A 26,988-nucleotide genomic window follows, 5' to 3' on the forward strand; every position below is an offset into this window, starting at 1 on the left:
CACCAAGCCCGCGCCCGCTGGTTCCACCACCGCACCCGACTCCGCCGCCGGATCCAACTCACATGACACCATCAAAGTGCGGCTGCCCTACTAGAACACCTGGGGAGGCTTATGCCTACGCCGGAAACGCCGAAAACTATATTCCACTACACGCACTCGAAAGCATTAAAAGAGATTCTTGAGCACAACACGCTCTGGGTCTCTGATGCAAGATTTCTGAACGACTCCACAGAACTTGTCTATGCTATAAATAAGGCTGTTGATCGATTGCGTGAGCATGCCTCGAAGGAAAACGATGAGTTGAAACGCTCATTATTGAGTGCAGTTGCCGATCAGTTAAACGACTGGAAAGTGTCTACGGTATACGTCGCTTGCTTCTGTGAGAACGGAGATCTACTAAGCCAGTGGCGAGCATACGGGGCAGACCAAGGATATGCCATTGGATTCGATTTTGAAAAGCTGAAACAACACTACGGGGATGGGTCGATAATCCAAATTGAATATGGCGACGAGAAGGTGCCTGACGAGATTGAGAAGCTATGTGCAGATTTAACAGTCAAGGCTGATTCGGTGAGTCCTGATTCTGAGGCATCTGCGGTGGTTCGTCGCAGCATCATGCCGATACTTGCCAAATTCAAAAACCCTGGATTCAGCGAAGAAAGAGAGTGGCGTATAATGCGCGATCCAAAGGGGGAAGACGAGATAAAGCTGCGGCCGTCGAACATAGCTTTAGTCCCCTATTATGAGCTCCCGTTTACCCCCGATATGGTCACTGACATTAGGGTTGGCCCCGGGGAGAGTCGAGTATTTCGTAAAAGTGGAATAAACAAGCTAAAAGAAGTTTTTGAAAGATATAAGCACGTAAATGTTGAATGCAGTGAAATACCCGTCAGGGTGTGAATATGTCGCCCTTGGAACGTAAATGATCCCGTGTCGGCAGCCCAGGACGACGGAACCAACCAGGGCAGCACCGGGGCACGAGCGCGACCACGCCCAACGCCGACGAGCGGCGGCTACCGGGAGCACCAGCCTCGCCGCGGAGAGGCCGGCCGGTCGTACCACTGGTCGAACGGGGTGGCGAACTGGGAGCCGAAGAGACGCTTACGATCGCTCGCGGACAGCCGCACGTTCACACCGCTGTTGGTCGCCCCAGGTGCTTGATCGCCCCAAGTTTGTCAAGGGCTAAAGACCATTGTAGTCGTAACGATTCGACGCGATGCTCGCCATGCGGTTGGTTTATGCAACATTTATGGGGGCAAGTATGACTGCGTACAGGATTGGTCTCGATGACTTCTATATTGGCCGTACGAGAGCCCCGGACGAGGACACCGATGTTATTTCGTTTCAGGGAACTCTTGATGGCAACACTCTGCCTGTACTGAACCTGTCAACGGGGGACGTCGACGACGGCTATCACCTTATCGACCTTCAATTCGATCCGATCGACCTAAACCCCACGTCGGTACTTGACCTTAAGTTCGCAATTATGAACTCTGGTCACGCCAATGAAGAGGCGTTCCGAAAAAAGGTAGACGACGCATTGACCACAGCTTCGGTAAGTGTTGTCCCGATAAGTGGACCAGCCAGTGCTTGGATCCAGCTTGCAAAAGTCCTTTTTGACCTAACTGACGTCATCTGCGATGGCTGGGTGGCCAGTGACTGTTTACGTGGATCTGGCAAGGACATCGACCAATTAACAGTCAACTATCCCCACATTTACCATACAGCCCGCGGTTATCCCGGAACCGACTCAGATGTCGGATGTGGTAAAAACTCAAACTATACGGTGAGCTGGTTTGTTCAGCGACTGAATCCCGACGAGCCGCGCCTAGACCTCCTCGTTCACCTGTCTGGCTACGGAGACCGTACCTTCCACGAAAATCAGTTCGGTGGTTCGCGAAACGAGAGTCGGCAGGTGGAGGGTTTTTCTCTGCAAATTAATCCTCCGGTCCAGGGGCTCACCCTGCGGTACATGGCGCATTTGCAGGGCAGAGGAGACGTAGCGTGGGTCGACGAAGGTCAGTTCATAGGAACACGTGGAGAGGAACGACGACTTGAGGGATTTGCCATTGCTCTGCAAGGTCCCCAAGCTCGTAACTACTATGTTCAATACAATGCTAGGGTCCAGAACAAAGGAGATACTGGTCCTATCCTGAACGGGCAATTTTGTGGCACGCGAGGCGAAGCGCTACGGCTCGAAGGAATGCAAGTGTCTATACGTCCTATTCCTCAAGGGCCGCCCGTCGGATGATTTGACGGCTACTGGCGGACGCCAGGAGAAACCCGCTGGCCGGTCACAGGCGTCATCGAAGGAACCGATCGGCGACGAGGCCGACATCGAGGGTTAGCCCCATGGCCCAGGGCGGTGGGCCATCGTTCGTCAGCCGTTCGTCAGCAGGCTAAAAACGGCCGGAAAATGACGAGAAGTTAAGAACAACGTTTCACCTGGTCAACGCCGGTCTTGCGACCAACCCGCTGGTCGCAAACGTCCGGGAGGAAGTTCCGCTTCAACGTCTGAAGTCTCCGGGCGTGCCTGAGGAGCATGCGCGCCGCTGGACGGGACCAGGGGAGCTGTTGCCGAGCAATTGCCAAAAATCAACCGCGAGCGACCGCAAATGATGGCAGGTGAGGCAAGACCCGCAAACTGCGTTTACGCAGGTAACCAGAGGTGTCGACAGACAACGGCAAAGATTGTCGATCACGGAAACGAGATCCGCGGGTTCAGGGTTCGTCCCGTCGTCGCGGCGAGGAGCGCTGCCTACGGCTGTTGTGTCGTGAAGTTCTGTTTCCGGGCCCACCAGCTCGAACGCCGCAAAGCGATCGCCGTTGAGTCATCCGCATCAGGCCGTCATCAGGCCGTCAGGCCATCCTGGGCCGTCCAAGATCAACCGACAACACCGAATATCAACAACCGTAAACCACGGATTTGAGCAGGTCAGGGCCGTGTAGGCAGCTGCCTGCACTGGTCGCGATCTTCGGGCCCTCAGAACTACCAGTCCTGGCTCCTGCGCGTGGTGCCCAGGTGGATCTAGAAAGTCACTTTCTTGCTGATCTTCGTGTTTTAGGGCGATAGTCCGGCGTGTTGGAGGAACGAGTGGAGCAGGTGCTCGGTTGCGCAGATGCGGTCGATGCCCCGTGCTTGGCGAGCGTGATGGCTTCGTCGATCGTGTCCGGACAGAGATTGGCCAGTTCGACGCCTTTGATGTTGGGCCACAGGGCTTCCGCCAGGTAGAGATCGGGCGCGTAGGCGGGCAATCGTTCGCCGGGTACCCGAAGCGCTGTGCACCGTGAGCGCGGTGACTTTGTTCCCTGGTGACCGGTTGGTCGTTTGGTGAAGCTGATCGTGTCGAGCCTGGAGGCGCTTTGATGGCTGGGTGCGGTGCGAATGGTACGACGCGTTCGGTACTGGCGAGTGGTGTTGCGGCTCGGGCCGTTGGGGCGGTGCTCTGCGTCGCGGTGGCTGTCATCCACGTGCTTGACCAGGGCGGTTTCCCAGGCTCGAAGGAGCCTGCGTACGTGGGCATCCTGTATTACGTCTTGGAGGCCGCAGGAGTACTGACGGCGCTGCTGTTGATCGCCGGTTGGGAACAGGTCGGCTGGATCCTGGCGCTGGGTGTCGCAGCCGGACCGTTCACGGGTTACATGCTCTCCCGAGGTACGGGACTGCCGGACTACAGCGACGACATGGGCAACTGGGCGGAGCCGTTGGGCGTGCTGTCCCTGGTCGTCGAAGCTGGCCTGTTCGTGCTGGCGATCGTGATGGTGCGGCGAGGTCTGCCGTCCGGCCGTTGAACAGTCCACGATCCGGGGCGGTCGCACCGGATCCGGCCGCGACCGGTCTCGCCGCACCACCCGCTTGCTGTCTGCCCCGACCTCTTAGCCGTGTAGGGCGTGGATTGCTTGGCGGCACACGTCCGCGCAGTGCCGGGTTGCATCCGCGCACATCCGGCAGTGCGTGTGCCGCTCGGCATGTTCGCTGCACAGCTGGTGGCTGCGTTCGCAGGCGACCAGACATGCTTCGAGTTGTGCGCTCAGAAGGCTGGTGTCGGCGCCGCTGCCGCGGGTGAGCACGTTGCGGGTCGCGGTGGCGACGTCGGCGCAATCCATGTCGCGGCTCACGGCGGGGGCCAAGGTCTGCATGTCGTCTTCGGTCAACATCGCGGCAGCGCATGCAGTCACCGCCTCGACGCAGTCCTGCAGCGCATCGATAGCAGCGGCAAGGTTGTCACTGCTCAGTGTGGGCTTGGCGGTCAAGCTATCGAAAAGCTCTCGTGTTTTGAGCATCACGCCACCTCCCGAGCAGACGTTCCTGAGACTTTCCAACCGTAAGTCGCACGCACGGGCCGTGCCAGGGCTCACGCGCCGACCTGGCCGATCCGCAAACGCGTTGCCGCAGGCACCAGCGTATGGGCACGGTGACCTTCAGCGGCTCCGGAACGCGGGGAGCCGGGCGAGGGTTCCCGGCGTCCACGCCAGCGTGATCGGCGGCTGGGGGAGCGGTTGCCCCATCAGGACGTACGAGATCAGCGTGATGACGGGCATCAGGAGCAGCGCCGGTAGGTACCAGAGGCGCGGGATCTTCGACGCATCGAAGATCCCGCGCAGGAACTCGAGTACGCGCCCGCCGGACAGACAGATCAGAAGAGCTGCCGCCACGCCCGGGACAACGACCTGCAACGCGCTGAGCGGGAGGTTCGCGGGCAACCGGACGTCGGAGGACTCGCCGAGCAGCCAGAACGGCACCCCGAGCGCGAAGACCAACCCGAAGAAGACCAGCGGTGATGGCTTCACCCACGCCCCCAGAACCTCGTGCGACGCAATGATCTTCCAACCACGAGGCCCGCACCTCATCGGGGAAACCCCCGAGACCGGTCAGCCGTCCTTGCGCCAGACGTAGGCGGCGGAGATCGGGTGGTTGCGGAAGCGCTCCCACTTCGGCTTCACCTCGAGCCAGGCCTCGTCGATCAGGCCCTCGTGCAGCTCCGCCAACCGCCAGCCGGCCGCCAGCGCGGCGGAGACGTGGTCGCTGATCAGGTGCACGTTGGTGGTGATCGCCAACGATTCCCCGGCGTCGTTGGTGTAGTGGGTGGGCATCCCGGAGGTCATGATGAAGTGCGGGTGGAACGCGACGAGCGCGAAGGCGGCCTTCGGCGCCGCGATCCGCCACGCCTCCCGGTAGAACGGCCTGAGATCGGCCAGGTGCTCGTCGACGAGCGAGGAGATCACCAGGTCGTAGGCGCCCTCGTCCAGCCCGGTGTCGGTGACATCAGCTTCCGAGAGCCGGTCGTGCGCACCGCGCCGCTCGGCCAACGCCAACATCTCCGGAGTCAGATCAACCCCGTCGATCGCGGGAACTCCCTTGCCCCGCAACCACTGCCCGGTCCGCCCGGTCCCGCAACCGAGGTCGGCAGCGCGCCCCACCGAGCTCCAGTCCGGCTCCCGCAACCGCTCGAGCAGCCGCAGGTCCATGACGTCCTCAACGGTGTCCTCGTACTTGCCGACCCACTCCCCGTACCCGGTCCGAACATCAACGGTCGGATACCCACGCGCGTCAAACCCGCTGAACTCCATGCCCCCGATTATTCAGCCACCCCAACTTCACCGAAACCGATTTCCGCCGCCCCGATTTCCGCAGGTCAGGCAACGTGAGCAGCGTGGCCGTGCACGCCGTTGCGGCGGCTCTCAGCCTGACGGCGATGTTCCAGGCGACCTGAGGTGAAGACGGTGAAGGGCACCATCTGGGAGCGTATGCGCTCTGACCAGCGGTTTTAAGGTTTGTTGATCTTGTCAGGCCGTGTGCAGGCCGTGTCAGGCTGCACGCTGATCGCTGGCCCGCAGTTGAGCAAAGAAGCCGTCCATCGCGGCGCGCGCTCGACCGTGAGAGGACGGGAGCATATGCGTGTAGACGCGCAGGGTAAAACCGGGGTCTTTGTGGCCCAGGTACTCGGCCAGCTCCCGGATGGTGACCCCCGCCGCGAGGGAGGTTGCGGCGAAGGTGTGGCGGAGTGCGTGCATGCCGTCGATGCCGGGCCGGTAGGTGAGCCCAGCCGTGGTGAACGCACGCCGCCAGATCTTCGAGTTGAACTTGCTGTGATCCCAGGCGGTCCCCGGGGCCGGGACGACCAGGAGCGGCGCGGTCACCTTTTTGCCGTCTGGTTCGCCCCAGGGCAGCGTTACCGGTGTGGCCGGGTACCTGTCGGCATGTTCGGTGATCTCGCGTTCCAGCTCATCTGAGAGCGGAACAACGCGGGTCTTGCGACCCTTGGGAAGCCGGAACACCAGCGCGCCGTTGACGGGGCGAGCCTGACGCCGTATGTGCACGACCTTGCCGTCGGGTGTCTCTTCGATGTCGTCGGGGGAGAATCCGAGGATTTCGCCTTGCCGCAGGCCTAGGCCGCAGCCCAGCGGAACGGCGATGCTTTGGCGGGCTGACAGCGCTTCCCGGATCACACGCGCCCGGTCCGTCTCCCACGCCACCGCTTTGCTGGGGGTGGGGGTGGGTCGCTTGATGCTGCCCGAGCGCATCGGGTTGGTCCGGATTTTTTCGTCCACGACCGCGCCGGAGAAGATCGATGACAGCAGGTCGAATAGCTGCGCGCTGTAGTTCACGCCGACCCGGGTGTCTGTCCGCAGCCACTCCAGCCAGTCCCGCACCTTGCCGGGCTGGGCGGACCGGGCCACCGACAGGTTGCCGAAGAACGGCAGAATCCGCGTGTTGAGCCGGTTTTCGAGCGTTGACCGGCTTGACGGGTCCGAGGCTTGCCCCTTGATCCAGCTCCGCACGTAGTCCGGAAAAGGCATGTTGCCCGCATCGGGGTCGATGTAGGTGCCGGAGTTGATCTCCGTTGCCACCTGCGCACGGAACGCTTCGGCCTTTTGCTTGCACTTGTCCGGGAAGCTCTTACTACGCTCTTTCCCCGTCTCGGGGTCGAGGTAGCGGACCCGGTAGCGAAGCGTCTTTCCGTAGTCCGCCGTTTTCGTGCGAACGGTTTTCCCGGTATCCGGATCCTCGAATTCTTTGAACCATCTATCTTGCACGTGAGCCACCGATAAGCCCCTTTCGGTCGACGTTATTACCGGCGGTCTTGCGTGTTCAATTCTACCGGGAAACGCCGTCAAAGTAGGGGTTTTGGCGCCTTTGTAGATCTCTTTCAGGTAACCATTCATTCTCTGTTTTCGCAGGTCAAGGCAGGCGCTAATCATCATCGGCGATGGTTGATTCCAGCCATTCCCGAACTTTATTGGGGCTGTATCGAAGCGACCCGCCGACCCGGTATGCCGGTGGCCCATATCCTTTGTGTCGCCAGTCGTACAACGTTTTCACCGGTTTTTGCAGATACCCGGCCAGCTCATCGATTGTCCACAACGGCTCACGACGCGCCCCCACCTCACACACCCCCGGCCGGTCCGGTGCCTCCGGTCAGTTCGCAGTGTGGGGCTGGTCCCGTTCGCGGGCCTCCATCCTCCCCCGCCCGCCCGCCCGCGCGGGGTGGTCCCGTCCCAGCGGCCACGATCAACCGGGCGTGCTCGAACTCGGCTTTCCACCGTCTGCGTTCGGCGACGGCTTGCAGCAGCAGGTAGGAGCGTGAGGGCACGCCGGGGTCGGTCGGGGAGACCGGCTCCCACACGTACCGGCCCGAACTCGTGGTGTCGGCGACGGGCAGCCCGGCTGCCGAAAGCATCGCGTGCACATGGTCGCGACGGTCCTGTGCGTGTTCCGCACGGGTCTTGCCGGTCCACTTCCGCGACACCAGCACCCGCCGTCCCGCCACACCCAGCGTGGTGCGCTTGTGTGCGTTTGCCTTGCACAGGCCCGGATTCAGCCGCGAGTGCGCACCCCGGGGCTGGATACCGTGCAGCAGCCACACCGGACACCGCGACGAGCACGGGGTGATCGCCAGTTCCGCCAGTAACCGGTCCGCATGCTGGCGGTGGGCCTCGCTAGCGTCGGCGTAGGTTTCCCCGATCGTTTTCGTGACGTACTTGGTCAAGTACTTCACATGCCGGTTAGCTTCCTCACCACCACCCAGCACACCCCGGATGTCCACCTGGTCACCGAAACGCACCACATGCGCCGGGTCGTCCTCTTCACCCGGTAACGACTCCTCGAACGTCGGCAACGGTTGCCGGGTATCCGGGTCGCACCACGCCGACTCTTCCGGCACCCACACCGGCACCCGGGTGCCGCCGTACACCGGATCATCGTGGTGCGGCCACCACACCTGGTGATACGTCCCGGCCGCCACTTGTTTGATCAGCGCGCGAGGAATACTGCCGCGGATCGCGGCATGCAGGTGCGGAGCTAACCGCCGCTGCGACTCCACCACCGCGAAGTACTGCACGTTCCAGCCGACCGCGCGGCGAAGGTTCTGCCAGAACCGGTCGGCCATCGCCGCGAAGTGGATTAGATCCCGCGCCTCACTCCGGTAGTCGTAGGAATCCGGGTCGACCGGCGCACCCACCACCGGGCTATCCCGACGATGGCTCTTCCCGCACGAGCAGCGACGTCCGCCCCGCGACACCGAATGCACCGCCCCATAGGACGGCAGCGTCAGCGTGGTGAACATCGACGGCCGATACCGGCCCGCGTACTCCCGGCCGATTGTGGCCTTGTCCACCGGTTTACGCGGCAAATCGGGGGAGTCCCGACGCCTGCGCGTCGAGCGAACCCGCCGAGACCGTCCAGGCGCGTCCGGTTCCTCCAAGCCCGGGAGCTTGCCCCTAACCCCGTGGTCCGCCCGCAACTGCCGATCAACATCGGCCAGCGCTTCCCGGACATCCTCCAACCCCTCGTCGTCACCGTCGCGTTTGGCCGCACGCCCCTGCTCCATGAGATCAGCGCGGAACTTCATCATCGACACCGTGTCCGCATCCGGCTCCGGACTCGTGGGTTCCTCCGTCAGGTGCCAGCCCTCCCGGCACTGCTCCCGCACGATCCGCGCATACCGACGCGCACACGGCGGGCACACCGACCTCAACCGACTCCCACACGCGATCGGCACCACCTCCGACGTCCCGGTGTCGAGGTTCGTGCGCCGCTTCAGCAACGGCCGGATGCACACGTCCTCAGCCTCAGCCGTGGCTCGCGCGATCTCCCACCCACGTGGCCCTTTCAACCGCCTAGCGGCCATCCCCACCGAGCCCGACCCGGCCGGCGATTCCGTCTCGAATTCCACGATCTCTCCCCTTGAAATCGGTGAATTACGTTCCCCCGCCACGGTTTTCAGACCACGAACGCCTCATTCGCGATCAGCATCAGAACCTCCGCCAACAGCAGCGCCAGATCATCGACATAACTGGCCTGCCCATGCTTCGCCGACTCGACGACGACCAGGCCGCGCGGACCGTCGGCGGCACCGGCCAGCACACGCACACATCGGCTTCCTGCAACGCTTTCTGTCCGCCAGCACTGCGGGAACCCACCACGACGCCCCCACACAGCCGACACCGGGAAACGCTCCAGCTCCCGCAGCAGATCAGTCGTGAACTGAACGAACTCCCCACCCGTCGTCGCCGCGAAAAACCGGGCAATCACACAGGCCAGCGCAGCACGATAATTCTTCCCGCAGCTCCGGCACGCGTGCACGCTCAGCACCACTTCCGGCTCTTCCGGAAAGCCACCCGTGACAAGCACCTCGCCGTTATCCGGCGCGTATCCGGCGGACCATTCCACCGGCAACAAACCCAAAACCCGCCAATTATCCAACACCGCGAACCATCCTCTTTGCCCACAAAGAAAAACTCCCCGTGACCACACGGTAAGTGCTGGTCACAGGGAGAAGTAGTGGACAAGGGTGGGGAACGTGCGGGATGCCGGGTGAGGTACCAGCCCACGAAACACCCCTTGTTGTGCAGGATGTGGCAGAGCCCGCACGTTCCCCGTCTAATACTACAGCGGCAGGGTGTGATGCTTGCGGTGTTGTCGCTGGTAGTGGCTTCGGCGGGCTCTGGTTTGGTGGCGAAGTCGCCACCAGGACCAGTGGTCGGTATGGGCTTTGGGGTGTGCCGGTCGGGCGAGCATGGCCCAGAGTCGTCTGATTTCGTTGCAGGACAACGGGATCAGGTGCTCATCTTCGGTTGCGGGAGCCCCTTTTTGAAGGTGTGGTCGCGGATTCGTTCGGTGTAGGCGGTCTCTGCGAGGAAAGCGGCGGCCAGCATCGCTAGGGTGATGTGCCGGTACCAGGCGTCGTACTTCCGCACCTGGTAGTGGTCCAGGCCTGTTTCGTTCTTGGCGAACTGGAACGTTTTCTCGACACCCCAACGACATCCGGCGACCCGGACGAGTTCGGCGATGGGGACGGGTGTGTGGCTGTGGCAGATGTAGTAGGCCAGCTCGCTGGTTTTGCTGATCGACCGGCGTACCAGCAGCAGATGCCCGTCGGTGTCACCGGGATCGAACACCATCCAACGCCCGCCACCGTACGAGATGATCACCGACTACCCTCGGCGACGCGGCCACCGCGTCTTCTTCGAGTTCCAACACACCTCGAAGCTGATCACGCGGTGGCCGCGCCCACGATCACACCCCACCACTCAACATCTCACTGTGCGGCTGTCGTACTAACGACCACAGGGTTGTGCTGCGCCGTCACCTCGTCTGCTCGTCCGCCATGTCCTCATCGAACAATGGGACGTCAGCGCGGTCGTTGGAGTTCGGCACGTCACCGGGCAAATGAATTGGCTTGGTGAGCGGTCCTGGTGTCCACAAGCCCCAATGGGTCTCGGTACGTACCTGCTTCGCGGCCTCGGCGGGCAGAGCATCCGGATCGTAGGGGTGCACTGCGTACAGGGAGCCCCAATCGCGCTGCAGATCGTTCTTCAGGTAGGTGGGCATCTCGCTCATGCTGGTCGCCACGGTCAACCAACCGAACGGGCCGCCCGCATCGGGGGACGACCACCCCTGGCCGACGGAGCGGACCTCACCACCTCCTGCAACGCGATAGTGCGGCACTTCTGCAATGCCATCATGGATGTTGGTCATCTTCAGGCACGGGTGCACAAGCGCCGCGGTCCACTCGACGAAGGTTGGCGCGTCACCGACAACATCGGTCATTCGGGTCAGCTGAGGCGCGCGCGGGGCGCTGACAGCCACCCACCCGTTGACTCCGATAGCCTGGTCGTTGGCGATGATCCGCATCTTCGTCGCCCCGTCCGCTGCGCTGCCGACCGTGATCCGGTGGTCGCGCCACTGCGGTGCCTCGTCCTGGATCACCGGGTGGCGGTGTAGCAGCTCGAATCCTTCGGGTGTGTCGCGCCCGAACTCGACGACTACGGAATTCGCCCCACGCTCGGAGCCAGCCAAGCTGAGCACCAGCGGCACTTCTCCGCTAGTAACCCGCTCCGGAATCTCGTACCAAGACGTTCGCAACTGTCCGGTACCGACTCCGGCAGGGTCGTAGCTGCCCCACACTGGTGCGCGATCAGTGCCGAACCGGTACGGCGGTGTCCAGTCCGAACCGCCGGTCTTGGCGGCGTCGTTCGCCGGAGGCAGACCAGGACGCTGGAATCCGGTTTCGCGGGCCAGGAGGTACTCATCCGGTGTTTCGTCGTGGAGTTTCTTGGGCAGGCGAGTCCCGGGGGCTGCCGTCGCGGGTTGGCTGGGCGACACCTCCAGCACACCTGCTGATGGGTTGGTCTCGACGTTGACGTAGTCGGAGAGACCGCAGCTGGATCCGACGAGTTGCTTGACGTTGTCCTGGCCCAAGCTGTAGCTGCCCGACTGCTCCTGGATGACCTTGGTCAAGGAGCCGACCTCTGCGGCCATCAGCAAAGCGCAGACAAGGGACAACGGTGCCGTGCCCAAACGCAACGCCCTGCCGCTGTCCTCCTGAGCCGCATCCGGTCGGTGCTCATCGAGACGAAGGTGCTCGACGCAACCGACGATCAGCGCGATTCCGGCGATCACGAGGAGGAAGGTGCTCGCCTCGTAACCGTTGATCGATGGAGATTTGTCGAACCAAGGAACGCCCCAGCCCGAGACGTACCACCAAGCATTCGTCCCGGTGAACGCGAATGCCAGTACGACCATCAATCCCGCGAAGAAGAATGAACGATTGCGCCGGGAACGCAGCACTGTGCTGCTCGTGGCGAGTGCGGTCAATGCCGCAACGGAGCCGCACACCGCCGCCAGGACCCCGAAGTGGTGGGTGTGCTTGGTCGGGGTGAAGGCCAGGGCGACGAAGTACAGGGCCGCGACGGCGAGCAGACGCCGACTCGGTCCCAGCGCCGCACCTCGGATCTGCCCCTTGCGCAGCAGCACCACGACGCAGGTGGCCAGGCACAGCATCATCAGCAGGACGGGGAAGCGGCGAGTCAGCGAACCGTCCGGGACCTGGCTGAACAGCAGCGTGTAGCGGCTTAGCTCTTCGTACCACTTCAGAGACGGCCCGATTTCGGTACGCAGCTTCGTGGCATCCATCGTCGACTGCAAAGTCTGGTCCGCGAAAGCCACTGTGAGGATGACCAGGCTGCACGCCGCGACCGGCGCCAGCACCGGCACCCAACCGAACTGACGAGCCCGCTCAATCAACAACCTCAGCAGAGGCTTAAGCGCAGCGATGAACGGCAGCACCGCGACCACACCATGCGGGTTGGTCGCCACGGCGAGCGCCGCAGCGACCAGTCCCAACGCAGCAGGTACGAGGCGTCGGGTGGCCAAGGCACGCTCAACCGCGCAGAAAGCCAGCAATGAGAAGACAACGACCACGGGCTCGGGCCGGAGACCGTTGTTGTAAGGCATCCAAGCTGCCAGGAACACCGCGGCAGCGGCCCAACCCGCCGCTCTGCTTCGCCGGACTCGCTGCCCGAGGCGAGGAAGCATCATCCTGCTGATCAGCAGCCAGCTCACCAGCCCCATCGCGAAGGCCGGCAATCGGACCCACGGTGTGGCCGTCGAGATCTGCACCCACTGTGCGTAAAGCTCGACGAACCAGCCTATCGGAGCGACCGCGACCGCGAACCACCGGTAGAAGTCGCTGACGTAGCCGATGTCGCTGCGTGCTCGCGCCATCTCCAGGAAGTAGCCGTCATCAGCCGTCATCGCACCGATGAGCCACCACACCGCCAAGACGGACACCACGACAACGTCACGCGCAGTGGGCCGCCACCAGCCTGGCGAGGCGATTCGCGGCGGTCTGCGTCCGGCACTCTTGTCATAACGGCGCAATGCGAGCAGAGAGCCCAGAAACCCCAGCACAGCAAGCACGATCACAAGGATCTTCAGCAGCGTTGCTGAGCTTGCGTAGCGGTTGTCGACCTCGGCTGCGAACGACACGTCGCGGACGTTGTCGATTCGCTCGTCCAGATCTGAGTAGATTCCAGTCAGCTGCGGCCGGATGTCATCGTTGACCTGCGCGAGCGTGCGATCGCCCACCGCCGCAAAAGTACGGTGTCCATCCGAGTGGACGCTGATCGAGCACTCGCTGTCTGGAAGCACAGCGGATCCGAGCTGCTGGCCACGGACCACCAGAGCCACCTGACCGTCATGAACCTGCAGGAGCAGCCCAGTCAGCTTCCCGTACTCCGAGGAAGGCGCGTTGGTACTCACCAGCACCGCAGGGTCGGTGCTGCGCGCATCCAGTTCCCGGGCTGCTGCGCAAGGAACCTCGATGTCGAGCCGAACGGGCGAGTACGCAGCGAGTGGCGCCGACACCGCATCGGTGCCCTGCGCCGTCGGCCATGCCAACGTGGTGACGTCGTAACGGACCGGCATGAAGGGCACAGCTACAGCCATCACGGCCCCCAGCAAGCCCGACACTACGGCGAACAGCCGCCAACGACGCCAGCCCCAGCCCGGCTTCACCGTCGGCCCAACGCCCCCATCTCTGCCCGATTCCCCGTCAGGCAAACCAGCACTGTCGTCGTTTACGCCAAGCACCGCAACAGTCTATTATCCGCCCATTCACCGCATTCGTCCCGGTGCTTTCCACACTTTCAATGGGCCACGTCCGCAGCAGTCGTTGCCGCCCCAGCCCAATCCGGCTCACCGCGTAACCTGCCGACCAGTTATTCGCAGCTAGCACTACAGCGGCAGGGTGTGATGCTTGCGGTGTTGTCGCTGGTAGTGGCTTCGGCGGGCTCTGGTTTGGTGGCGAAGTCGCCACCAGGACCAGTGGTCGGTATGGGCTTTGGGGTGTGCCGGTCGGGCGAGCATGGCCCAGAGTCGTCTGATTTCGTTGCAGGACAACGGGATCAGGTGCTCATCTTCGGTTGCGGGAGCCCCTTTTTGAAGGTGTGGTCGCGGATTCGTTCGGTGTAGGCGGTCTCTGCGAGGAAAGCGGCGGCCAGCATCGCTAGGGTGATGTGCCGGTACCAGGCGTCGTACTTCCGCACCTGGTAGTGGTCCAGGCCTGTTTCGTTCTTGGCGAACTGGAACGTTTTCTCGACACCCCAACGACATCCGGCGACCCGGACGAGTTCGGCGATGGGGACGGGTGTGTGGCTGTGGCAGATGTAGTAGGCCAGCTCGCTGGTTTTGCTGATCGACCGGCGTACCAGCAGCAGATGCCCGTCGGTGTCACCGGGATCGATCACCAGCCAACGCCCGCCACCGTACGAGATGATCACCGACTACCCTCGGCGACGCGGCCACCGCGTCTTCTTCGAGTTCCAACACACCTCGAAGCTGATCACGCGGTGGCCGCGCCCACGATCACACCCCACCACTCAACATCTCACTGTGCGGCTGTCGTACTAGGCGACGGAACCGGGATCAGCTTCCGCCGTTCTCCGGTGTTGGGTACTCGTGTGCGATTCGGCGAATCTCGGGGTCGTCAGTGAATCCGGCCCGCACTCGCAAGGGTTCCCGCACCCCTTCGGCCACGACGTAGCTGACGCCGGGTTGGGAGCGTTCGATGCGGTCGGCCCATGCCCCGCGATCCCATGCGCCTTCACCGAGCACCATGTCCACCTGGTGCGGTGAGTCCAGTCGCAGCGCGATCCGGTACGGGAACAGCCCACGCATAGGCACGATGTCCTTCGTGGGTTCCTGTGCGAACGCCATCACCGCATGCGCCAGCGCCCGCCCCTGTGTCAGCGCCAGCCCTAACAGCCGTTCGGCCTCCACCTGGCGTTTCTTGTCGCCCATGTACTTGGTGACCGCCGCCAGCTCATCAACGATCAGCAGCTCCAACGGGTGCTCGATCGAAGGCTGGACTTTGCGGGTCAGGCCGCGCAGGTCCCGCTTGCGCTGGGTCATGCGATCCACGAACCCGGTCAGCACCTCCACGATGTCTTCCGGTTCCTCCCGCGCGTAGTGGGCGTACAGGGGTTTGCCGGGTTCTGCCTCCATCCCGCCCTTGGGGTCGATCATCGACAGCCGTACCCGGCCGCAAGCGATCGCCGGGGCCAGTTGCCGCACCACACCCCACAAAAGCGACCCCTTGCCCGCCCCGGTCATGCCCGCACCGAACACGTGCGACCCCAGCACCGGAACCCGCCACGCCGTCCCCGCTTCGGTATCGCCGATCCGGACCTCATCCAACGCCATGTCCTCGCCCGCCACGTCGGTGATCTCCGGCAGAGCCACCGGTTTGGCCAGGGGGTCGCAGCGCAGGAATCCGAGGTTGACCACGCCAGGGGAGACCTCCCGCACCGAGCAGCGCTGCACCTTGCGGGCATTGGCCAGGCTTTCGGCCGCGAGCTCGTAATCCCGTTGCCGTTGCCCCGGGAGCAACCGCACCTGCACGTCGTCCCAGTGCGGCCCGGAGGTCACCGACCGCAGCCGAGGTACCAGCGGATCGGCGAAATCGTCATCGTGTAGCACCAAATGAGACGCACGTGCCCACCGTGGCCAGCGCAGCTCATAGACCCACATCCGCAGCCAGCCCGACCGCAGATGCCGCCACACCCGCGCTTCGAAACTCGCCGGATGCACCCACCACCACACCACCCCGACCACGACCGCGACACCGACCGCCACCGCCAGCGACGGCCAGCCCCACGACCACACCCACACACCGGCCACCACCGCCGACCCCAGCACAGGAGGGTGCCGCAGCAACCATCCCGCCACCGAGAACGCCATCGTGACGATGGCTTCGATCAGCTCGGCCACCTCGGTGGCCACATCCGTCTGACGGTGCGCACCGCCTCCGGACTCCCACGGATTGCGCTCCGGGCCACGCCCCGAACCGCCCGATCTCCTCCCACGCATCACAACACCCCGCCCCGAAAACACCTGTGATTGAAGAAAAACCGGCCCCGCCCCACCGAGAAGGGAAAGGTGGGACGGGGCCGATCCGCGAAGGACTCACAGAGAACGGTTCATTCCGTCGCCGACCACCCCCGCCCTGTGGTCTCCAGGTCGTCGGCGAAGTCGCGCACCACCGCGATCGCCCGAACCAGCCGCGCCCCCAACTCGGTGTCGCTTTCGGTCAGCGTCCGAGCCGCCGCCGCCAACTCGTCCAACTCGTGCCCGATGTCCTGCCCAAACCGCTCAACCTCGCCCGGCTCCACCCCATTCACCGCGCCACCCCCAGCGTGCGCAGCCGAGCCCGCAACACGTTGAGATCCCCCGACACGCCCCACACGGCATCCCGCGCTGCCCGGTAGCTTTCCTCTGCCGAGCCCGGCAGGTTTTGCCCGTAGGTGTCCCAGGCCCGCGAACACAGCGCGTCCACCGCCTCCAACCTGGCGATGATCCGCCCCGTCTGCCCCGCGATGTCGCCGAGTGCCTGGCGATCGGTCAGCACCCGCCACGTTTCACCCACCGTGGCCGCCATCACCTGTCACCTCCGTTTCTGTCTCACTCGAAGCCGCCGCCGCTGTTCTTGGCGCGCATGAACTCCCACACGAACGAGCCCTGCGATTCGTGCGCCGACAACACCCGATGTCCACATCGGATACACACCACGACGAACAGCTCGGTGTCGGACTCCCACACCACGACCACCCAATGCCGTTCCGCGCCGCACGAAACCGTCACGCCGACCCGGACACCAACCGGTCGTCCCCGTGCACCCGCGAGAGCACCAACCGCCGCGTCTGCGCCCACCCCGCACGCCGCGCCAGCTTCACCACCAACACCTGACAGCCCCGATCACTGCGCAACGCCACCGCGATGCGTTCCAGCAGTTCCCAGATCTCCGAATCCACCACCAGCTCGTTCACGCCACACCCCCCAAGATGGCGCGTCCCTGCTCCCGGTACCGCTGCGCGTGCCGCATCACCCGTTCCCGCAGCACCTCGTCGCCGCCCAAGTCGGTCAGCCAGTCCGCCAGCAGTTCCAGCACCACCGCGAAGTGAAAGAACATCTCACCCCGCACTGCCGTCACCGCTTCGCAACCGTTGCCCCGCTTGAGCAGTTCCGACAGCGCCGTCGTCACCACGAACACATCCGCCACCACAGCCCCCTTTCCGTGCTACTGCGCCTCATCGATGAACCGAGCCGAACCACCCAGCGCCGACCGGTGAAAAACCCGAACCCCGACCTCACCGTCTGGAGCCACGTGCAGCTCTTCCAGCTCCCCACACCAGGTGCACTCACCCAACGCGTTGACCTCCGGAGCCGGAACCAACATCGGCTGTTCCGGCTCCGCCCCCGGACCAACCTCCGAACCCCACTGCGTGCCCCACTCCGACACCAACCCGAACACCCCCTCTCGGTGTCGTGACCTGCGGTGCAGCCCCAGCCGGCCTCCGGCAGGACGGGGCACTTCAGCGCCGCCGCGGATTCCGCCGTTTCCCCTTGCCCGAGACCCCGACCGAACCCGTCATCCGCTCGTAGAGTTCGCGACGCTCACCGCCGGTCATCCCGCCGACCACGCCGCGCGGATCACGCGCCACCGTCGCCGTCCTGCTCTCCCAGCCGATGACATCCCGCAGGCACTCGACCAGGACCGGGCAGCCATGACAGACCGCCCGCGCCTGCTCGACCTTGCGCGTCCAATCCAGCCCACGGCCGGTATCAGCGAAGAACGCTTCCGGCTGGTCCCCGCAGGCGGCTTCCTGCTGCCACTCCGGGCGATCCCCACCGCCCCACAACCGACCCGCCAACGCCCGCCACGCCGTGCTCTCCGAAAACTGCCCACCCTGGTTCACGTTGAAGGCCTCAGCCATCAACCCGCCCCGTGCGCAGCAACATCCGCAACTGCGAGGTCAACGACGCCTGTTCTTCGGCGTTCAGCTCCGCCGCGACCGTTTTACCCGCCGTGACCGCCGCCAGCAGCTCCGCCACCAGCCAGCTCACCGACTCCGTGAGGTCCCGGCCACCGCCCCGCGCCTGCTCCACACTGATGAACACGTCCGGATCACCCGCCAACGCGCCCCCGAGAACGAAAAACGACCCCGCATCCGAACCCGTCACCAGCCACTCACGCGGCAACGAACCCACCATCGACGGCCCCGGCCGCAACGCCGCGTCCTGTTCCCACCGCCGCGCCACGTCAGTTCCCCTCCGAACCCACCGAACCCGAGCTCGAACTCGACGACTTCGACGGTTTCGACGCACCCGACGACCGCCCCACCGACGCCGACTCAATCCCCGATGCCCGATACGCCCACGTGATGTAGCGGAACTCGCCCTGACCGCCCATCCGAGCCTCAGCGGTCAACCCGGCGAAGCGCACCTCACGTACCGCCATCGCCATGCCCGCCACCGGCTCCGGCAACTCCGGCTGCTCCTCCGCCAGGATCTCTACCGTCACCGCCGTCTCGCTGGCCCGCGCCGGAGCCGGATCCGACACCGTCACCCGCCACACCGGCAACCCCGTCACCGCGTCCATCCTCTGACGCGGCGGAACACCCCGCGAACGGTCCTGCGGAGACTGCCTTTCCGGTGCCGATTCCACCTCGCTGACTGCCAGCGCCCCCGCCGGAAAAGCGTCCTCGAACGACACCGAAAAACGGTGCCCACGACCCAATCCCATAGATGAAACCCCCTGGAAATTGTGCGAAAAAACGCGAACAATTCCCTCCGGGAGTTAGATCCCCCGAACACGCTTACTGGCTGATCTCCCGGAGTTACCACCAACCTAGCCCGGAGAAACGGCACTGCAAGTGCACTACCAGCGAAAACAAGGTGTGGTCTATACCACCCTGCATAACCACTACCCAAGCGCCACCACGGGCCATAGCCTGAGAGGTTTGGAAAATTCTCTGCGCTAAACGCAAACTGTAGAGGCGCTAAATTCTACCGCCAAACGAGTGAAACAATGCCTTGACATCGCGCCCTGGCAGTGTCAGTGGCACCTTTAACTATCGCCCATGAAAGTGTCAATCTGAAATTTCATGCAGGCCTTTTGCAAACTTGCGCCGAAGCAGACACCCTCTTTCGTCGAGCGACATGGACCAGGGAGCACGACCGCCGGCTGCCCTGTCCGGGCCTACCACCCGTTGGTGATCGGCGGCTAGTCTCGATAAACCTCTCCGCCGACGTGAACACCACCCAGGGGACGCCCTGGGGGTACGGCGGGGAACTACGTGAACCACCAGGCGAAGAGGCGGGTGGATGCGATGGCATCCGATGACGTGCGTGCGCAGGTAGGTAAACAAGTCCGCAGGCTCAGGGAACGGCAGGGAAAGAGCCGAGCCACTGTCGCGGGTCTCCTCGGGAAGTCCGACGACTGGCTCAAGAAGATCGAACGCGGGCAACGAGGCCTTCCCCTCGAAACGGGTGTCAAGCTGGCCCGATTGCTCGGAGCGTCCAACCTCGCGGACATCTACGGCCCGGAAATCTCCGCGCCGGTCGTGAACGCGGAACGCCCTTCGCACCCCGCAGCGGAGGAAGTCGGCCGGGCTCTCACCGAGTATCTCCCGACTGAATCAGCCCCCACCGACCCGCAATGGATCCAAGCCGCAGTGGATCAGGCCTGGTCCGATTGGCATGCTTCGGACACGCAACGTTCTGCCGCTGCGCAAGTTCTTCCCAAACTCATCCGCAGTGGACGGGCTGCGGTTCAAGCCCATGAAGGTAGCGACCGGCGACGAGCACGCGCGGCGTTGGCCGACGTGATGCACCTGGGGCAGGCGTACCTTGCCTGGCAGGGCGATGCCCACCACTGGTACTGGTTGACCGTCGATCGAGGGCATTCCTTGGCTGAGGATGCGGACGAGCCCATGGCCAACGCGACCGGTCTCCTGTACTCAGCGTTTGCCCTTCGCGTGACTGGTCGTGAGGAACAAGCGTTGGAGCTCCTGCGCCTCGCTGCCACTGGACTGGAACCTCTGCTGGACGACGGACCGAACGATGCGCGCGGGCTTTGGGGTGCAATCCAGCTCGCCCAAGCGTCTACGAAGGCTCGGCAGCTTGGGGATCCTTCAGCGTGGGTCCATTGGGAAGATGCAGAGCGCATGGTGTCGCTGCTGCCGGGTGATTACGCGCACCACCATGGCTTCAGCGCTGGACATGTCGCCTTGCACCGCACATGGATTGCCCAAGCTCTTGGAGATGCTTCCGAAGCCGTCCGCGCTGCTGAAACCGTCAACCTTGACGCGATCCCTTCGCGCAATTGGCAAGCATCCCACCTGGTGCATCTAGCGCGTGCCTTGCACCAACAGCGCGACAACGGGGCATTGATTCCGCTTCTGCAAGCTGAACGGCGTTCAGCAGAGTCCGTGCAGTACAACCTAGGAGCGCGCGAGGTGATCGGCGACCTGGCTCGCCGCGGTCCGGCCTCCGTCCGTTCTGAAGCCACAAGCTTTGCCGAGCGCTTGGGCATCGCGGCGTAGCCCAATCAGGCGGGGACAACGAGTCCCCGGTGACATCAAGTCCCCCTCGCCCCATTCACTTGGGGCGAGGGTTTTCTTATGTCGCAATGGTTGCTGGTCCTTGTCGCCGTCCTTCTGTGGGCCGTGTTGTACGGCTCAGGACTACTGCTCTGGTGGCAGGTCAGCAGGAAGTCACGCGCGGCATTTCCCGCTGAACGCGACGCGCGCCCCTCCTGCAATGCGGCGCGAGGCGGGAACGTGGGGTCGACCTCTACCGCGCCAGGGGTCGGCCCCTCTTCACGCTGTCGAAAGCTGGCTCAGGGGTGAGTGTCCGGAACGGTGTGGGTGAGGTCTATCCGCGTTGGCTTCCCGGAACCACCCTTCGCGACTTGGAAACCCACCTGGCTATCGAACGCGGACATCCGCACGGCGCGTGTGGTGCGTCAGTGATGTGGGCAGAACCCGGCCACCCTGCGACCACGCGCCCTCGATGTCCCGAATGCCTGATCAAAGCAGCAAAAGGCATGTCCCAGCCTCGCTGACGCTGACATCCCTCCCAGGACAGCGCCAGTGCAGGGATGGCCTGCCGGTGCGAACCCCCGTAACGCACCGGCAGGCCAACCAAACCGAACGCCCTTCAAAGAACACAGAAATCACGTTGCACAACAAGGAGATTCACCGTGATCAACCGAGATCAAGACCACCCTCGAGGTGTTCACTGGCACACCTACATCGCCTTCACCCGCAACGCGATGCGGCCACCCCCATGCCGAGCCCTCCGGCTCATTCGGATTCCAGACCAGGTTCTGAAAACGCCTGAAGAAGCCTGCACCTGGATCGCCACGATGATGAACAGACACGCTCGCCGCACACCCATCCATTTCATTGGCCCAAGCGGCGGACAGAGCCACGTCGCCGACCGCGACCACATCGCCAGCAACGCAGCCGACAACCTCGACCTCCTGCGCCGAGGACACAGCCTCTACCAAGACTTCGCCCGCGAACACGACCGAATGCACCTCTGGCTCGACGCAGCCAACATCACGAACTGCCCACACCTATCCCTGCGCGACCACGCCACGAACCGAAACCACCCAACGAACTACGGAATGGCGCCGATGTGAGCCCACTGCACAGTGAACGTGTTGCCGAACTTGATGAGCACCGGAGGCTCAGCGACCTCGCGAGGACGATCCGGTGCGCGATCTTGGCACTTGGGTATGCGGTCGGCGATATCGAAGCAGGCCATTGGACCCCCGCTGAGCGGCTGAACTTGGCCAACACTATGGACACACTGGTGGCCCAGCTGCGCGACAGTACGCCCGGCGAGCTCAACGACCGCGTTGTGATCACCTCAGAGAGAACGGACCGATGATCACATCGTTGCTTATGGCAGCAGCGACCGTCGTTGCGCTCGCGGGATGGTGGGCTGTGCGCCACTTCGGCGAATTCGGCAAGCATGCCGGGGCAGGCGAGGGCGCGCTGACGGTTGAGCACCTGCTCGATCAGGCCAAGGCCGACGAACTCGCGCTAACAGAAACACGGGAACTCCCACGCGTCGAAACGGCATCGACGCCAAGCCGCAACGGCTTCACCCGCGACCCGGAAGTGATCCGCCAGGTTCTCGCCGGACTCCACCGTACATAGAGCTCGGCGGGGGAACCGTGGCGGAAACTCCCTCCCAGGCCTGTGCTCCCGCCGTCCCCAGGTGCCCGCCGATCAGCCCCTCAACGGCGACCAGGCACCCCGGATGGTCGGGCGGTGCGTCCTCCCGGCATCGCTCGACCATCCACTGAAGCGCTGGCACTCAGGGCCAGTGAGCACTTTGGGCTGCTACAGCAAGAACGCCCCCGCCGGAAACGCATCCCCGAATGACACCGAAAAACGGTGCCGCCGAACCAATCCCAGCCTCCGGCTCCCTGAGTTAGTCCGTGATCTCTGGCGATCTCCTCGACGGAAATGCTTACGTAGGTCCTTTAGTGTCACTATGCCTAGATGCATGATCAGCGAGTCGAGATCTCGGTGCAGGCATCTCCCTGCGACACCGAGTCGTGGACAGGGCTAGCGCGGCGGTGCGAGGCCATCGGATGTCGAGCATTGCTGGTATCTGATCACCCTGGGAGCGGCCCGTCGCCTTTCGTAGCGCTAGCGGCTGCAACCGGCGTGACGTCGTCACTGCGGTTGGGCAGTTACGTCGTCAACGCTGGCGTTCGCGATCCTTTGCTCATCGCCGCAGACGTCGCGACCCTAGACGTCGTCTCACATGGCCGCGCCGAGCTCGGTATCGGCGCCGGTCACACGCCCGCTGAGTGGGAGATGACAGGCCGGAATCGTCCGTCCTCATCCGCGCGCGTGCAGCGGTTGACGACGATGGCAGCGGCGGTACGAATGCTGCTCGATGGAGAAGTCGTGCCCGCCAAGGACTTGTCAGCGCTGCGTGACGTGCAGCTCAACGCTCCTCGACCAGTGCAGCCACGAATACCGCTGCTTGTCGGCGGTGGGAACCGGGCATTGCTGCGGTGGGGTGGCGCACACGCCGACGCCGTCGGACTGTCCGGTCTCGGTCGCACGCTTGCCGACGGGCACAGCCATACCGTGTCGTGGCACCCGGAACGCGTGGACGAACAGGTGGCACTGATCCACGCGGGGGCGCAGTCCGCCGGCGTCACCGTGCCGCCGCTGGAAGCACTGGTCCAGCAGGTGATTGTCACCGACGACCGCGAAGCCGCTGCCGCGCCCATAGCAAAACGGCTAGACACCGCGGTCGAGGATCTGCTGGCAGTGCCATATCTGTGGATCGGAAGCATCACCGAGATCGTCAAGCAGCTGCACGCAGCCCGGGAACGGTGGGGAATTGCCCGCTGGGTCGTGCGGCTACCCGCCCTCGATCACGCCGCCGACGTACTTGCTGCTCTGCGTCCCAACCCACGTCAACCACAACGCTAAGAACGGCTAACCGAGACTCGAACACGTCTGTGTTGAATGAGGCCGGAAACCGCCCGTCGGAGTTGGTCTCGGGCAATGTCGCGATCAACGGAACGGCGGTGACCTCGGCTGAGGTGAACCGGTCGGCAAGATCTGCCGCATCTCGGTCTTCGTCGACTCCCTTTACCAGTCGAGCATGCGACAGCGCCCGCACAGTGACACCTTCACCATGCGGGCGCGGACTCCACCGGATATAGAGCTCGGCAGGGGCACCGTGGCCGAAGTCCCCTTCCATGCCGGTGAAGCCCTGGCACTCCGCCCGAAAGTGGCGCTGGCCGCAGAGTCCCATCCGGCCGTGTCGAGTAGCGAAGACAGGCACGACTGCCGAATTTCTCTCTACATGATCAAGGGGCGCCGCCAAGGCGGCGCCCGCCGGGGACCCGCGCGGGCTGCGCCTGCGGCCTGGCGGCCGACCGCGCCCGCGCACCCCGGCGACCCCCATTGAACGGACGCCAGGAGGAGAGTTTTTGTGGGGGTAGTTCCGGGGATGAGGGAACCGCGGATTCGGTATCGCGACCGGCAGGCCACTCCCTAGCGGTCGCAGCCGGCCTAGCAAGTGCAAACGGGGACCCGCACACTACGGGTCAGATTCAACCCGACTCCGCAGGGCTCCTATCCACTTCTGGGGGTTCCAGCTGAGCAGGCCTGTGAGAACGCAGATCCTCAAGCAGCCCCCGTGTGGTCAGAGTTTTGGGATGTTCGTCGCCGAGGGCCCGTTGCCGGAGCTTCAGCACCGCCTCGTACTCGGCCTCGGCCTGCTCAAGCTCCCCACGATCGTGCAATACCGAAGCGAGGTTGCTACGTGTGGTCAGGGTTCGAGGGTGTTCCTCGCCGAGGACCCGTTGCCGGACTTTCAATACCGCCCGGTACTGGGTCTCGGCCTCAGCCAGCTCCCCACGTTCCTGCAATACCGCAGCGAGGTTGTTACGTATGGTCAAGGTGTCGGGGTGTTCATCACCGAGGACCCGTTGCCGGACCTTCAGCACCGCCCGGTACTCGGCCTCGGCCTGCTCAAGCTCCCCACGATCGTGCAATACCGAAGCGAGGTTGTTGCGTGTGGTCAGGGTGTCGGGGTGCTCGTCGCCGAGGACCCGTTGCCAGACCTTCAGCACCGCCCGAAACTCAGTCTCGACCTCAGCCAGCTCCCCACGCTCCTTCAACACCAAAGCGAGGTTGTTGCGTGTGGTCAGGGTGTCGGGGTGCTCGTCGCCGAGGACCCGTTGCCGGACTTTCAGCACCGCCCGGTACTGGGTCTCGGCCTCAGCCAGCTCCCCACGATCGTGCAATACCGCAGCGAGGTTGTTACGTATGGTCAAGGTGTCGGGGTGCTCATCACTGAGGACCCGTTGCCGGACCTTCAGCACCGCCCGGTACTCGGCCTCGGCCTGCTCAAGCTCCCCACGATCGTGCAATACCGAAGCGAGGTTATGTCGCGTGGTCAGGGTGTCGGGGTGCTCGTCACCGAGGACCCGTTGCCGGACTTTCAGCACCGCCCGGTACTCGGCCTCGGCCTCAGCCAGCTCCCCACGCGCCTGCAATACCGAAGCGAGGTTATGTCGTGCGGTCAGGGTGTCGGGGTGCTCGTCACCGAAGACCCGTTGGCAGACCTTCAGCACCGCCCGAAACTCGGCCTCGGCCTGCTCAAGCTCCCCACGCGCCTGCAATACCGAAGCGAGGTTATGTCGCGTGGTCAGGGTGTCGGGGTGCTCGTCACCGAAGACCCGTTGCCGGACTTTCAGCACCGCCCGGTACTCGGCCTCGGCCTCAGCCAGCTCCCCACGCGCCTGCAATACCGAAGCGAGGTTATGTCGTGCGGTCAGGGTGTCGGGGTGCTCGTCACCGAAGACCCGTTGGCAGACCTTCAGCACCGCCCGAAACTCAGTCTCGGCCTCAGCCAGCTCCCCACGCGCCTGCAATACCGAAGCGAGGTTGTTGCGTGTGGCCAGAGTGCTGGGGTGCTCGTCACCGAAGACCCGTTGGCAGACCTTCAGCACCGCCCGCAAATGGGTCTCGGCCTCAGCCAGCTCCCCACGTTCCTTTAACACCAAAGCTAGGTTGCTGCGTGCAGTCAGGGTGTCGGGGTGCTCCTCACCAACTTCTGTACGGACTTGACCTAGGAGTGTGCGAAGGTCTTCCTCCGCACCTGCAAAGTCGCCGCTCTCCCGGAGTTGTCGAGCCCGCTTCAAAAGCTCCTGCCTAGCAGCGCCGCCAGCGGACCACTTGGCATCGGCGCTCTGGCGATGTTCCCACCGCCAACTCGCGACCCCCACCATGGCAGTCAGAAGGACGACCCCGATCCACGACCACCAAATAGTCGGGTCAGACGTAGCGATATTGATCAGGACCGCCACGCCAGATGACAACGCCGCTGCCACCACCGCACGGACCAGCGGTCGCGCCCTACGGGTCGCACCGGATCGCCCCATTACACTCCCTACATCGACTGCTACCCACCGTATCCAAGGAGATCGCGGCGCAGGAACATACGGTCGAATCACCCCCCTGCCTCCCTGATGAGTTCAACACCAGCGTCACCGCGGTATGGAGCGTCGGAGTGCAGACGCCCATCGCATGGCCTCGCCGATCTCCGACCATCGGAAACGAGACGAGACGACCCCGCTTCTAGGCAAAACGATCGGCAGATCACTCCCTAGCGACCGCAGCCGGCCTAGCAAGTGCAAACGGTCAACCACAACGTCATGGGCCCGCTTCACCCTGCCCCAGGCAGATCCCTGTCCGCTACCGGGTATTCCAACTGAACAGGCTCGAAGTGCTCCCGGTCCGCCACGTACAGCTCAACCGAGGTCTTCCGAGCTTGGAGCTTGAACTTCACCACCTGCTTACCGGGAGTGGCCTTGAAGTGGTTGAGAACGCGATGCAGGCCCCGTAAGCCCCGGCGATCAGGAGGGCAAGAGCGAGCACGAACAGGACCAGCGTGAACCCAACGCTGCTGAACAAGGCACACCTCAACACCGGTAAGCCCAGCTCCGTGAAGCCGGACGATGTTGACTACCTGTTCAGGTGCACCACGCCCCACTCCCAAAATCCGGCTGTCTCCAAGCATGGTCCCTGTGGCTTGGCGGCTGAACACCAGGCAAGGAGAGGCAGCCGTCCAGCTTCAACCAAGCTTGTGACGCAGCGTCACCAAGTGTATTCAGTGTCGCTGAACGCATTGCCGGACCCTGCCTATTCTGCTCCAAGATCTGTGAGTGTGTAATCCAGCGGTTCTGGATGGATCGCTGCAAGGATCGGTGTCGGCGCCCGGGACTGACTCTTCCAAGATCTGGCCGCTTCGGCGTGCTCTACCAAGGACCTGTCGTCTCGGGCGCCGGCACCGGCCTGGCCCACCAGCTGGCC

The 26,988-nt window shown here is 63.7% G+C and carries 26 protein-coding genes and 2 pseudogenes; 7 read left to right on the forward strand and 21 right to left on the reverse strand.

The annotated features are described in order from the left end of the window. Window positions 1-111 precede the first annotated feature (111 nt). Together ACWCO2_RS33705 and ACWCO2_RS33710 are read left to right on the forward strand one after the other, a co-directional pair. Window positions 112-900, forward strand: coding sequence for a DUF2971 domain-containing protein (locus tag ACWCO2_RS33705; RefSeq protein WP_450131848.1), 789 nt, complete (start codon window positions 112-114; stop codon window positions 898-900). Window positions 901-1,216: 316 nt separating this feature from the next. After that, window positions 1,217-2,251 carry a hypothetical protein gene (locus ACWCO2_RS33710; RefSeq protein ID WP_450131849.1) on the forward strand — a complete coding sequence of 345 codons (1,035 nt, stop codon included), beginning with the start codon at window positions 1,217-1,219 and terminating at the stop codon, window positions 2,249-2,251. A gap of 785 nt (window positions 2,252-3,036) precedes the next feature. On the opposite strand, the gene ACWCO2_RS33715 is transcribed toward ACWCO2_RS33710, so the two are convergent. Then, entirely contained in the window at window positions 3,037-3,471 is a 435-nt protein-coding gene (locus ACWCO2_RS33715) for a hypothetical protein (RefSeq protein ID WP_450131850.1), read from the reverse strand. A 45-nt stretch (window positions 3,472-3,516) separates the two neighbouring features. Between ACWCO2_RS33715 and ACWCO2_RS33720 the strand changes: the two genes are divergently transcribed. Then, the gene (locus tag ACWCO2_RS33720; protein WP_450131851.1) at window positions 3,517-3,792 is read left to right on the forward strand and encodes a hypothetical protein; all 276 of its coding nucleotides are present in this window, start codon (window positions 3,517-3,519) and stop codon (window positions 3,790-3,792) included. Window positions 3,793-3,876: 84 nt separating this feature from the next. On the opposite strand, the gene ACWCO2_RS33725 is transcribed toward ACWCO2_RS33720, so the two are convergent. The 19 genes and pseudogenes from ACWCO2_RS33725 to ACWCO2_RS33815 form a co-directional block, all read right to left on the reverse strand. Further along, window positions 3,877-4,284 (reverse strand): four-helix bundle copper-binding protein, encoded by a 408-nt coding sequence (locus ACWCO2_RS33725; protein WP_450131852.1) that lies wholly within the window; start codon window positions 4,282-4,284, stop codon window positions 3,877-3,879. Window positions 4,285-4,422: 138 nt separating this feature from the next. Continuing rightward, window positions 4,423-4,791: a hypothetical protein gene (locus ACWCO2_RS33730; protein WP_450131853.1), complete on the reverse strand. Its 369-nt coding sequence runs from the start codon at window positions 4,789-4,791 to the stop codon at window positions 4,423-4,425. A gap of 81 nt (window positions 4,792-4,872) precedes the next feature. Next, the gene (locus ACWCO2_RS33735) at window positions 4,873-5,571 is read right to left on the reverse strand and encodes a class I SAM-dependent DNA methyltransferase (protein ID WP_450131854.1); all 699 of its coding nucleotides are present in this window, start codon (window positions 5,569-5,571) and stop codon (window positions 4,873-4,875) included. 237 nt (window positions 5,572-5,808) lie between these two features. Beyond that, window positions 5,809-7,047, reverse strand: a complete 1,239-nt coding sequence (locus ACWCO2_RS33740) for a tyrosine-type recombinase/integrase (protein ID WP_450131855.1) — start codon at window positions 7,045-7,047, stop codon at window positions 5,809-5,811. Between the two features lie 148 nt (window positions 7,048-7,195). Then, window positions 7,196-7,396 (reverse strand): helix-turn-helix transcriptional regulator, encoded by a 201-nt coding sequence (locus tag ACWCO2_RS33745; protein ID WP_450131856.1) that lies wholly within the window; start codon window positions 7,394-7,396, stop codon window positions 7,196-7,198. Next, complete coding sequence (locus tag ACWCO2_RS33750; protein ID WP_450131873.1) at window positions 7,389-9,131, reverse strand: replication initiator; 1,743 nt, start codon at window positions 9,129-9,131, stop codon at window positions 7,389-7,391. Before ACWCO2_RS33750 ends, ACWCO2_RS33745 begins: the two co-directional genes overlap by 8 nt. Before the next feature lie 92 nt (window positions 9,132-9,223). Beyond that, on the reverse strand, window positions 9,224-9,709 hold the full coding sequence (locus tag ACWCO2_RS33755) for a hypothetical protein (RefSeq protein ID WP_450131857.1): 486 nt from the start codon (window positions 9,707-9,709) through the stop codon (window positions 9,224-9,226). Window positions 9,710-10,059: 350 nt separating this feature from the next. Continuing rightward, window positions 10,060-10,377: pseudogene (locus tag ACWCO2_RS33760) on the reverse strand (transposase); the annotation flags it as partial. A gap of 211 nt (window positions 10,378-10,588) precedes the next feature. Then, window positions 10,589-13,732 carry an arabinosyltransferase domain-containing protein gene (locus ACWCO2_RS33765; RefSeq protein ID WP_450131858.1) on the reverse strand — a complete coding sequence of 1,048 codons (3,144 nt, stop codon included), beginning with the start codon at window positions 13,730-13,732 and terminating at the stop codon, window positions 10,589-10,591. A gap of 458 nt (window positions 13,733-14,190) precedes the next feature. Further along, window positions 14,191-14,538: pseudogene (locus ACWCO2_RS33770) on the reverse strand (transposase); the annotation flags it as partial. Between the two features lie 172 nt (window positions 14,539-14,710). Beyond that, window positions 14,711-16,066 carry an FtsK/SpoIIIE domain-containing protein gene (locus ACWCO2_RS33775; RefSeq protein WP_450131859.1) on the reverse strand — a complete coding sequence of 452 codons (1,356 nt, stop codon included), beginning with the start codon at window positions 16,064-16,066 and terminating at the stop codon, window positions 14,711-14,713. A gap of 197 nt (window positions 16,067-16,263) precedes the next feature. Then, the gene (locus ACWCO2_RS33780; protein WP_450131860.1) at window positions 16,264-16,464 is read right to left on the reverse strand and encodes a hypothetical protein; all 201 of its coding nucleotides are present in this window, start codon (window positions 16,462-16,464) and stop codon (window positions 16,264-16,266) included. Beyond that, on the reverse strand, window positions 16,461-16,721 hold the full coding sequence (locus ACWCO2_RS33785; protein WP_450131861.1) for a hypothetical protein: 261 nt from the start codon (window positions 16,719-16,721) through the stop codon (window positions 16,461-16,463). Before ACWCO2_RS33785 ends, ACWCO2_RS33780 begins: the two co-directional genes overlap by 4 nt. A gap of 23 nt (window positions 16,722-16,744) precedes the next feature. Next, window positions 16,745-16,924, reverse strand: coding sequence for a hypothetical protein (locus ACWCO2_RS33790; protein ID WP_450131862.1), 180 nt, complete (start codon window positions 16,922-16,924; stop codon window positions 16,745-16,747). Then, window positions 16,921-17,109, reverse strand: coding sequence for a hypothetical protein (locus ACWCO2_RS33795; RefSeq protein ID WP_450131863.1), 189 nt, complete (start codon window positions 17,107-17,109; stop codon window positions 16,921-16,923). The genes ACWCO2_RS33790 and ACWCO2_RS33795 overlap by 4 nt, the downstream gene beginning before the upstream one ends. Further along, window positions 17,106-17,342: a hypothetical protein gene (locus ACWCO2_RS33800; protein WP_450131864.1), complete on the reverse strand. Its 237-nt coding sequence runs from the start codon at window positions 17,340-17,342 to the stop codon at window positions 17,106-17,108. Before ACWCO2_RS33800 ends, ACWCO2_RS33795 begins: the two co-directional genes overlap by 4 nt. A gap of 313 nt (window positions 17,343-17,655) precedes the next feature. Next, window positions 17,656-18,057 (reverse strand): WhiB family transcriptional regulator, encoded by a 402-nt coding sequence (locus ACWCO2_RS33805; RefSeq protein WP_450131865.1) that lies wholly within the window; start codon window positions 18,055-18,057, stop codon window positions 17,656-17,658. Next, window positions 18,050-18,382 carry a hypothetical protein gene (locus ACWCO2_RS33810; protein WP_450131866.1) on the reverse strand — a complete coding sequence of 111 codons (333 nt, stop codon included), beginning with the start codon at window positions 18,380-18,382 and terminating at the stop codon, window positions 18,050-18,052. Before ACWCO2_RS33810 ends, ACWCO2_RS33805 begins: the two co-directional genes overlap by 8 nt. A gap of 1 nt (window position 18,383) precedes the next feature. Next, window positions 18,384-18,713, reverse strand: a complete 330-nt coding sequence (locus ACWCO2_RS33815) for a hypothetical protein (protein WP_450131867.1) — start codon at window positions 18,711-18,713, stop codon at window positions 18,384-18,386. Between the two features lie 739 nt (window positions 18,714-19,452). On the opposite strand from ACWCO2_RS33815, the gene ACWCO2_RS33820 reads away from it, so the two are divergent. The 4 genes from ACWCO2_RS33820 (at window position 19,453) to ACWCO2_RS33835 (ending at window position 23,592) form a co-directional block, all read left to right on the forward strand. Further along, entirely contained in the window at window positions 19,453-20,667 is a 1,215-nt protein-coding gene (locus tag ACWCO2_RS33820; protein WP_450131868.1) for a helix-turn-helix domain-containing protein, read from the forward strand. A gap of 659 nt (window positions 20,668-21,326) precedes the next feature. After that, a complete protein-coding gene (locus ACWCO2_RS33825; protein WP_450131869.1) occupies window positions 21,327-21,770 on the forward strand; it encodes a hypothetical protein in 444 nt (147 codons plus the stop codon). A 247-nt stretch (window positions 21,771-22,017) separates the two neighbouring features. Continuing rightward, window positions 22,018-22,293 (forward strand): hypothetical protein, encoded by a 276-nt coding sequence (locus ACWCO2_RS33830; RefSeq protein WP_450131870.1) that lies wholly within the window; start codon window positions 22,018-22,020, stop codon window positions 22,291-22,293. 348 nt (window positions 22,294-22,641) lie between these two features. Beyond that, the gene (locus tag ACWCO2_RS33835) at window positions 22,642-23,592 is read left to right on the forward strand and encodes an LLM class flavin-dependent oxidoreductase (RefSeq protein ID WP_450131871.1); all 951 of its coding nucleotides are present in this window, start codon (window positions 22,642-22,644) and stop codon (window positions 23,590-23,592) included. A gap of 629 nt (window positions 23,593-24,221) precedes the next feature. On the opposite strand, the gene ACWCO2_RS33840 is transcribed toward ACWCO2_RS33835, so the two are convergent. Beyond that, window positions 24,222-26,057 carry a tetratricopeptide repeat protein gene (locus tag ACWCO2_RS33840; protein ID WP_450131872.1) on the reverse strand — a complete coding sequence of 612 codons (1,836 nt, stop codon included), beginning with the start codon at window positions 26,055-26,057 and terminating at the stop codon, window positions 24,222-24,224. Window positions 26,058-26,988: the final 931 nt, after the last annotated feature.

The organism is Saccharopolyspora sp. NPDC002376 (genome assembly GCF_053593195.1).

Bases quoted from the DNA above. Each gene is read 5' to 3' on its own strand.
- ACWCO2_RS33705 (WP_450131848.1), top strand. From the start codon at position 112: ATGCCTACGCCGGAAACGCCGAAAACTATATTCCACTACACGCACTCG.
- ACWCO2_RS33710 (WP_450131849.1), top strand. From the start codon at position 1,217: ATGCTCGCCATGCGGTTGGTTTATGCAACATTTATGGGGGCAAGTATG.
- ACWCO2_RS33725 (WP_450131852.1), bottom strand. From the start codon at position 4,284: ATGCTCAAAACACGAGAGCTTTTCGATAGCTTGACCGCCAAGCCCACA.
- ACWCO2_RS33735 (WP_450131854.1), bottom strand. From the start codon at position 5,571: ATGGAGTTCAGCGGGTTTGACGCGCGTGGGTATCCGACCGTTGATGTT.
- ACWCO2_RS33750 (WP_450131873.1), bottom strand. From the start codon at position 9,131: ATGGCCGCTAGGCGGTTGAAAGGGCCACGTGGGTGGGAGATCGCGCGA.
- ACWCO2_RS33765 (WP_450131858.1), bottom strand. From the start codon at position 13,732: ATGGCTGTAGCTGTGCCCTTCATGCCGGTCCGTTACGACGTCACCACG.
- ACWCO2_RS33785 (WP_450131861.1), bottom strand. From the start codon at position 16,721: ATGGCGGCCACGGTGGGTGAAACGTGGCGGGTGCTGACCGATCGCCAG.
- ACWCO2_RS33805 (WP_450131865.1), bottom strand. From the start codon at position 18,057: ATGGCTGAGGCCTTCAACGTGAACCAGGGTGGGCAGTTTTCGGAGAGC.
- ACWCO2_RS33820 (WP_450131868.1), top strand. From the start codon at position 19,453: ATGGCATCCGATGACGTGCGTGCGCAGGTAGGTAAACAAGTCCGCAGG.
- ACWCO2_RS33830 (WP_450131870.1), top strand. From the start codon at position 22,018: ATGATCACATCGTTGCTTATGGCAGCAGCGACCGTCGTTGCGCTCGCG.
- ACWCO2_RS33835 (WP_450131871.1), top strand. From the start codon at position 22,642: ATGCATGATCAGCGAGTCGAGATCTCGGTGCAGGCATCTCCCTGCGAC.
- ACWCO2_RS33840 (WP_450131872.1), bottom strand. From the start codon at position 26,057: ATGGGGCGATCCGGTGCGACCCGTAGGGCGCGACCGCTGGTCCGTGCG.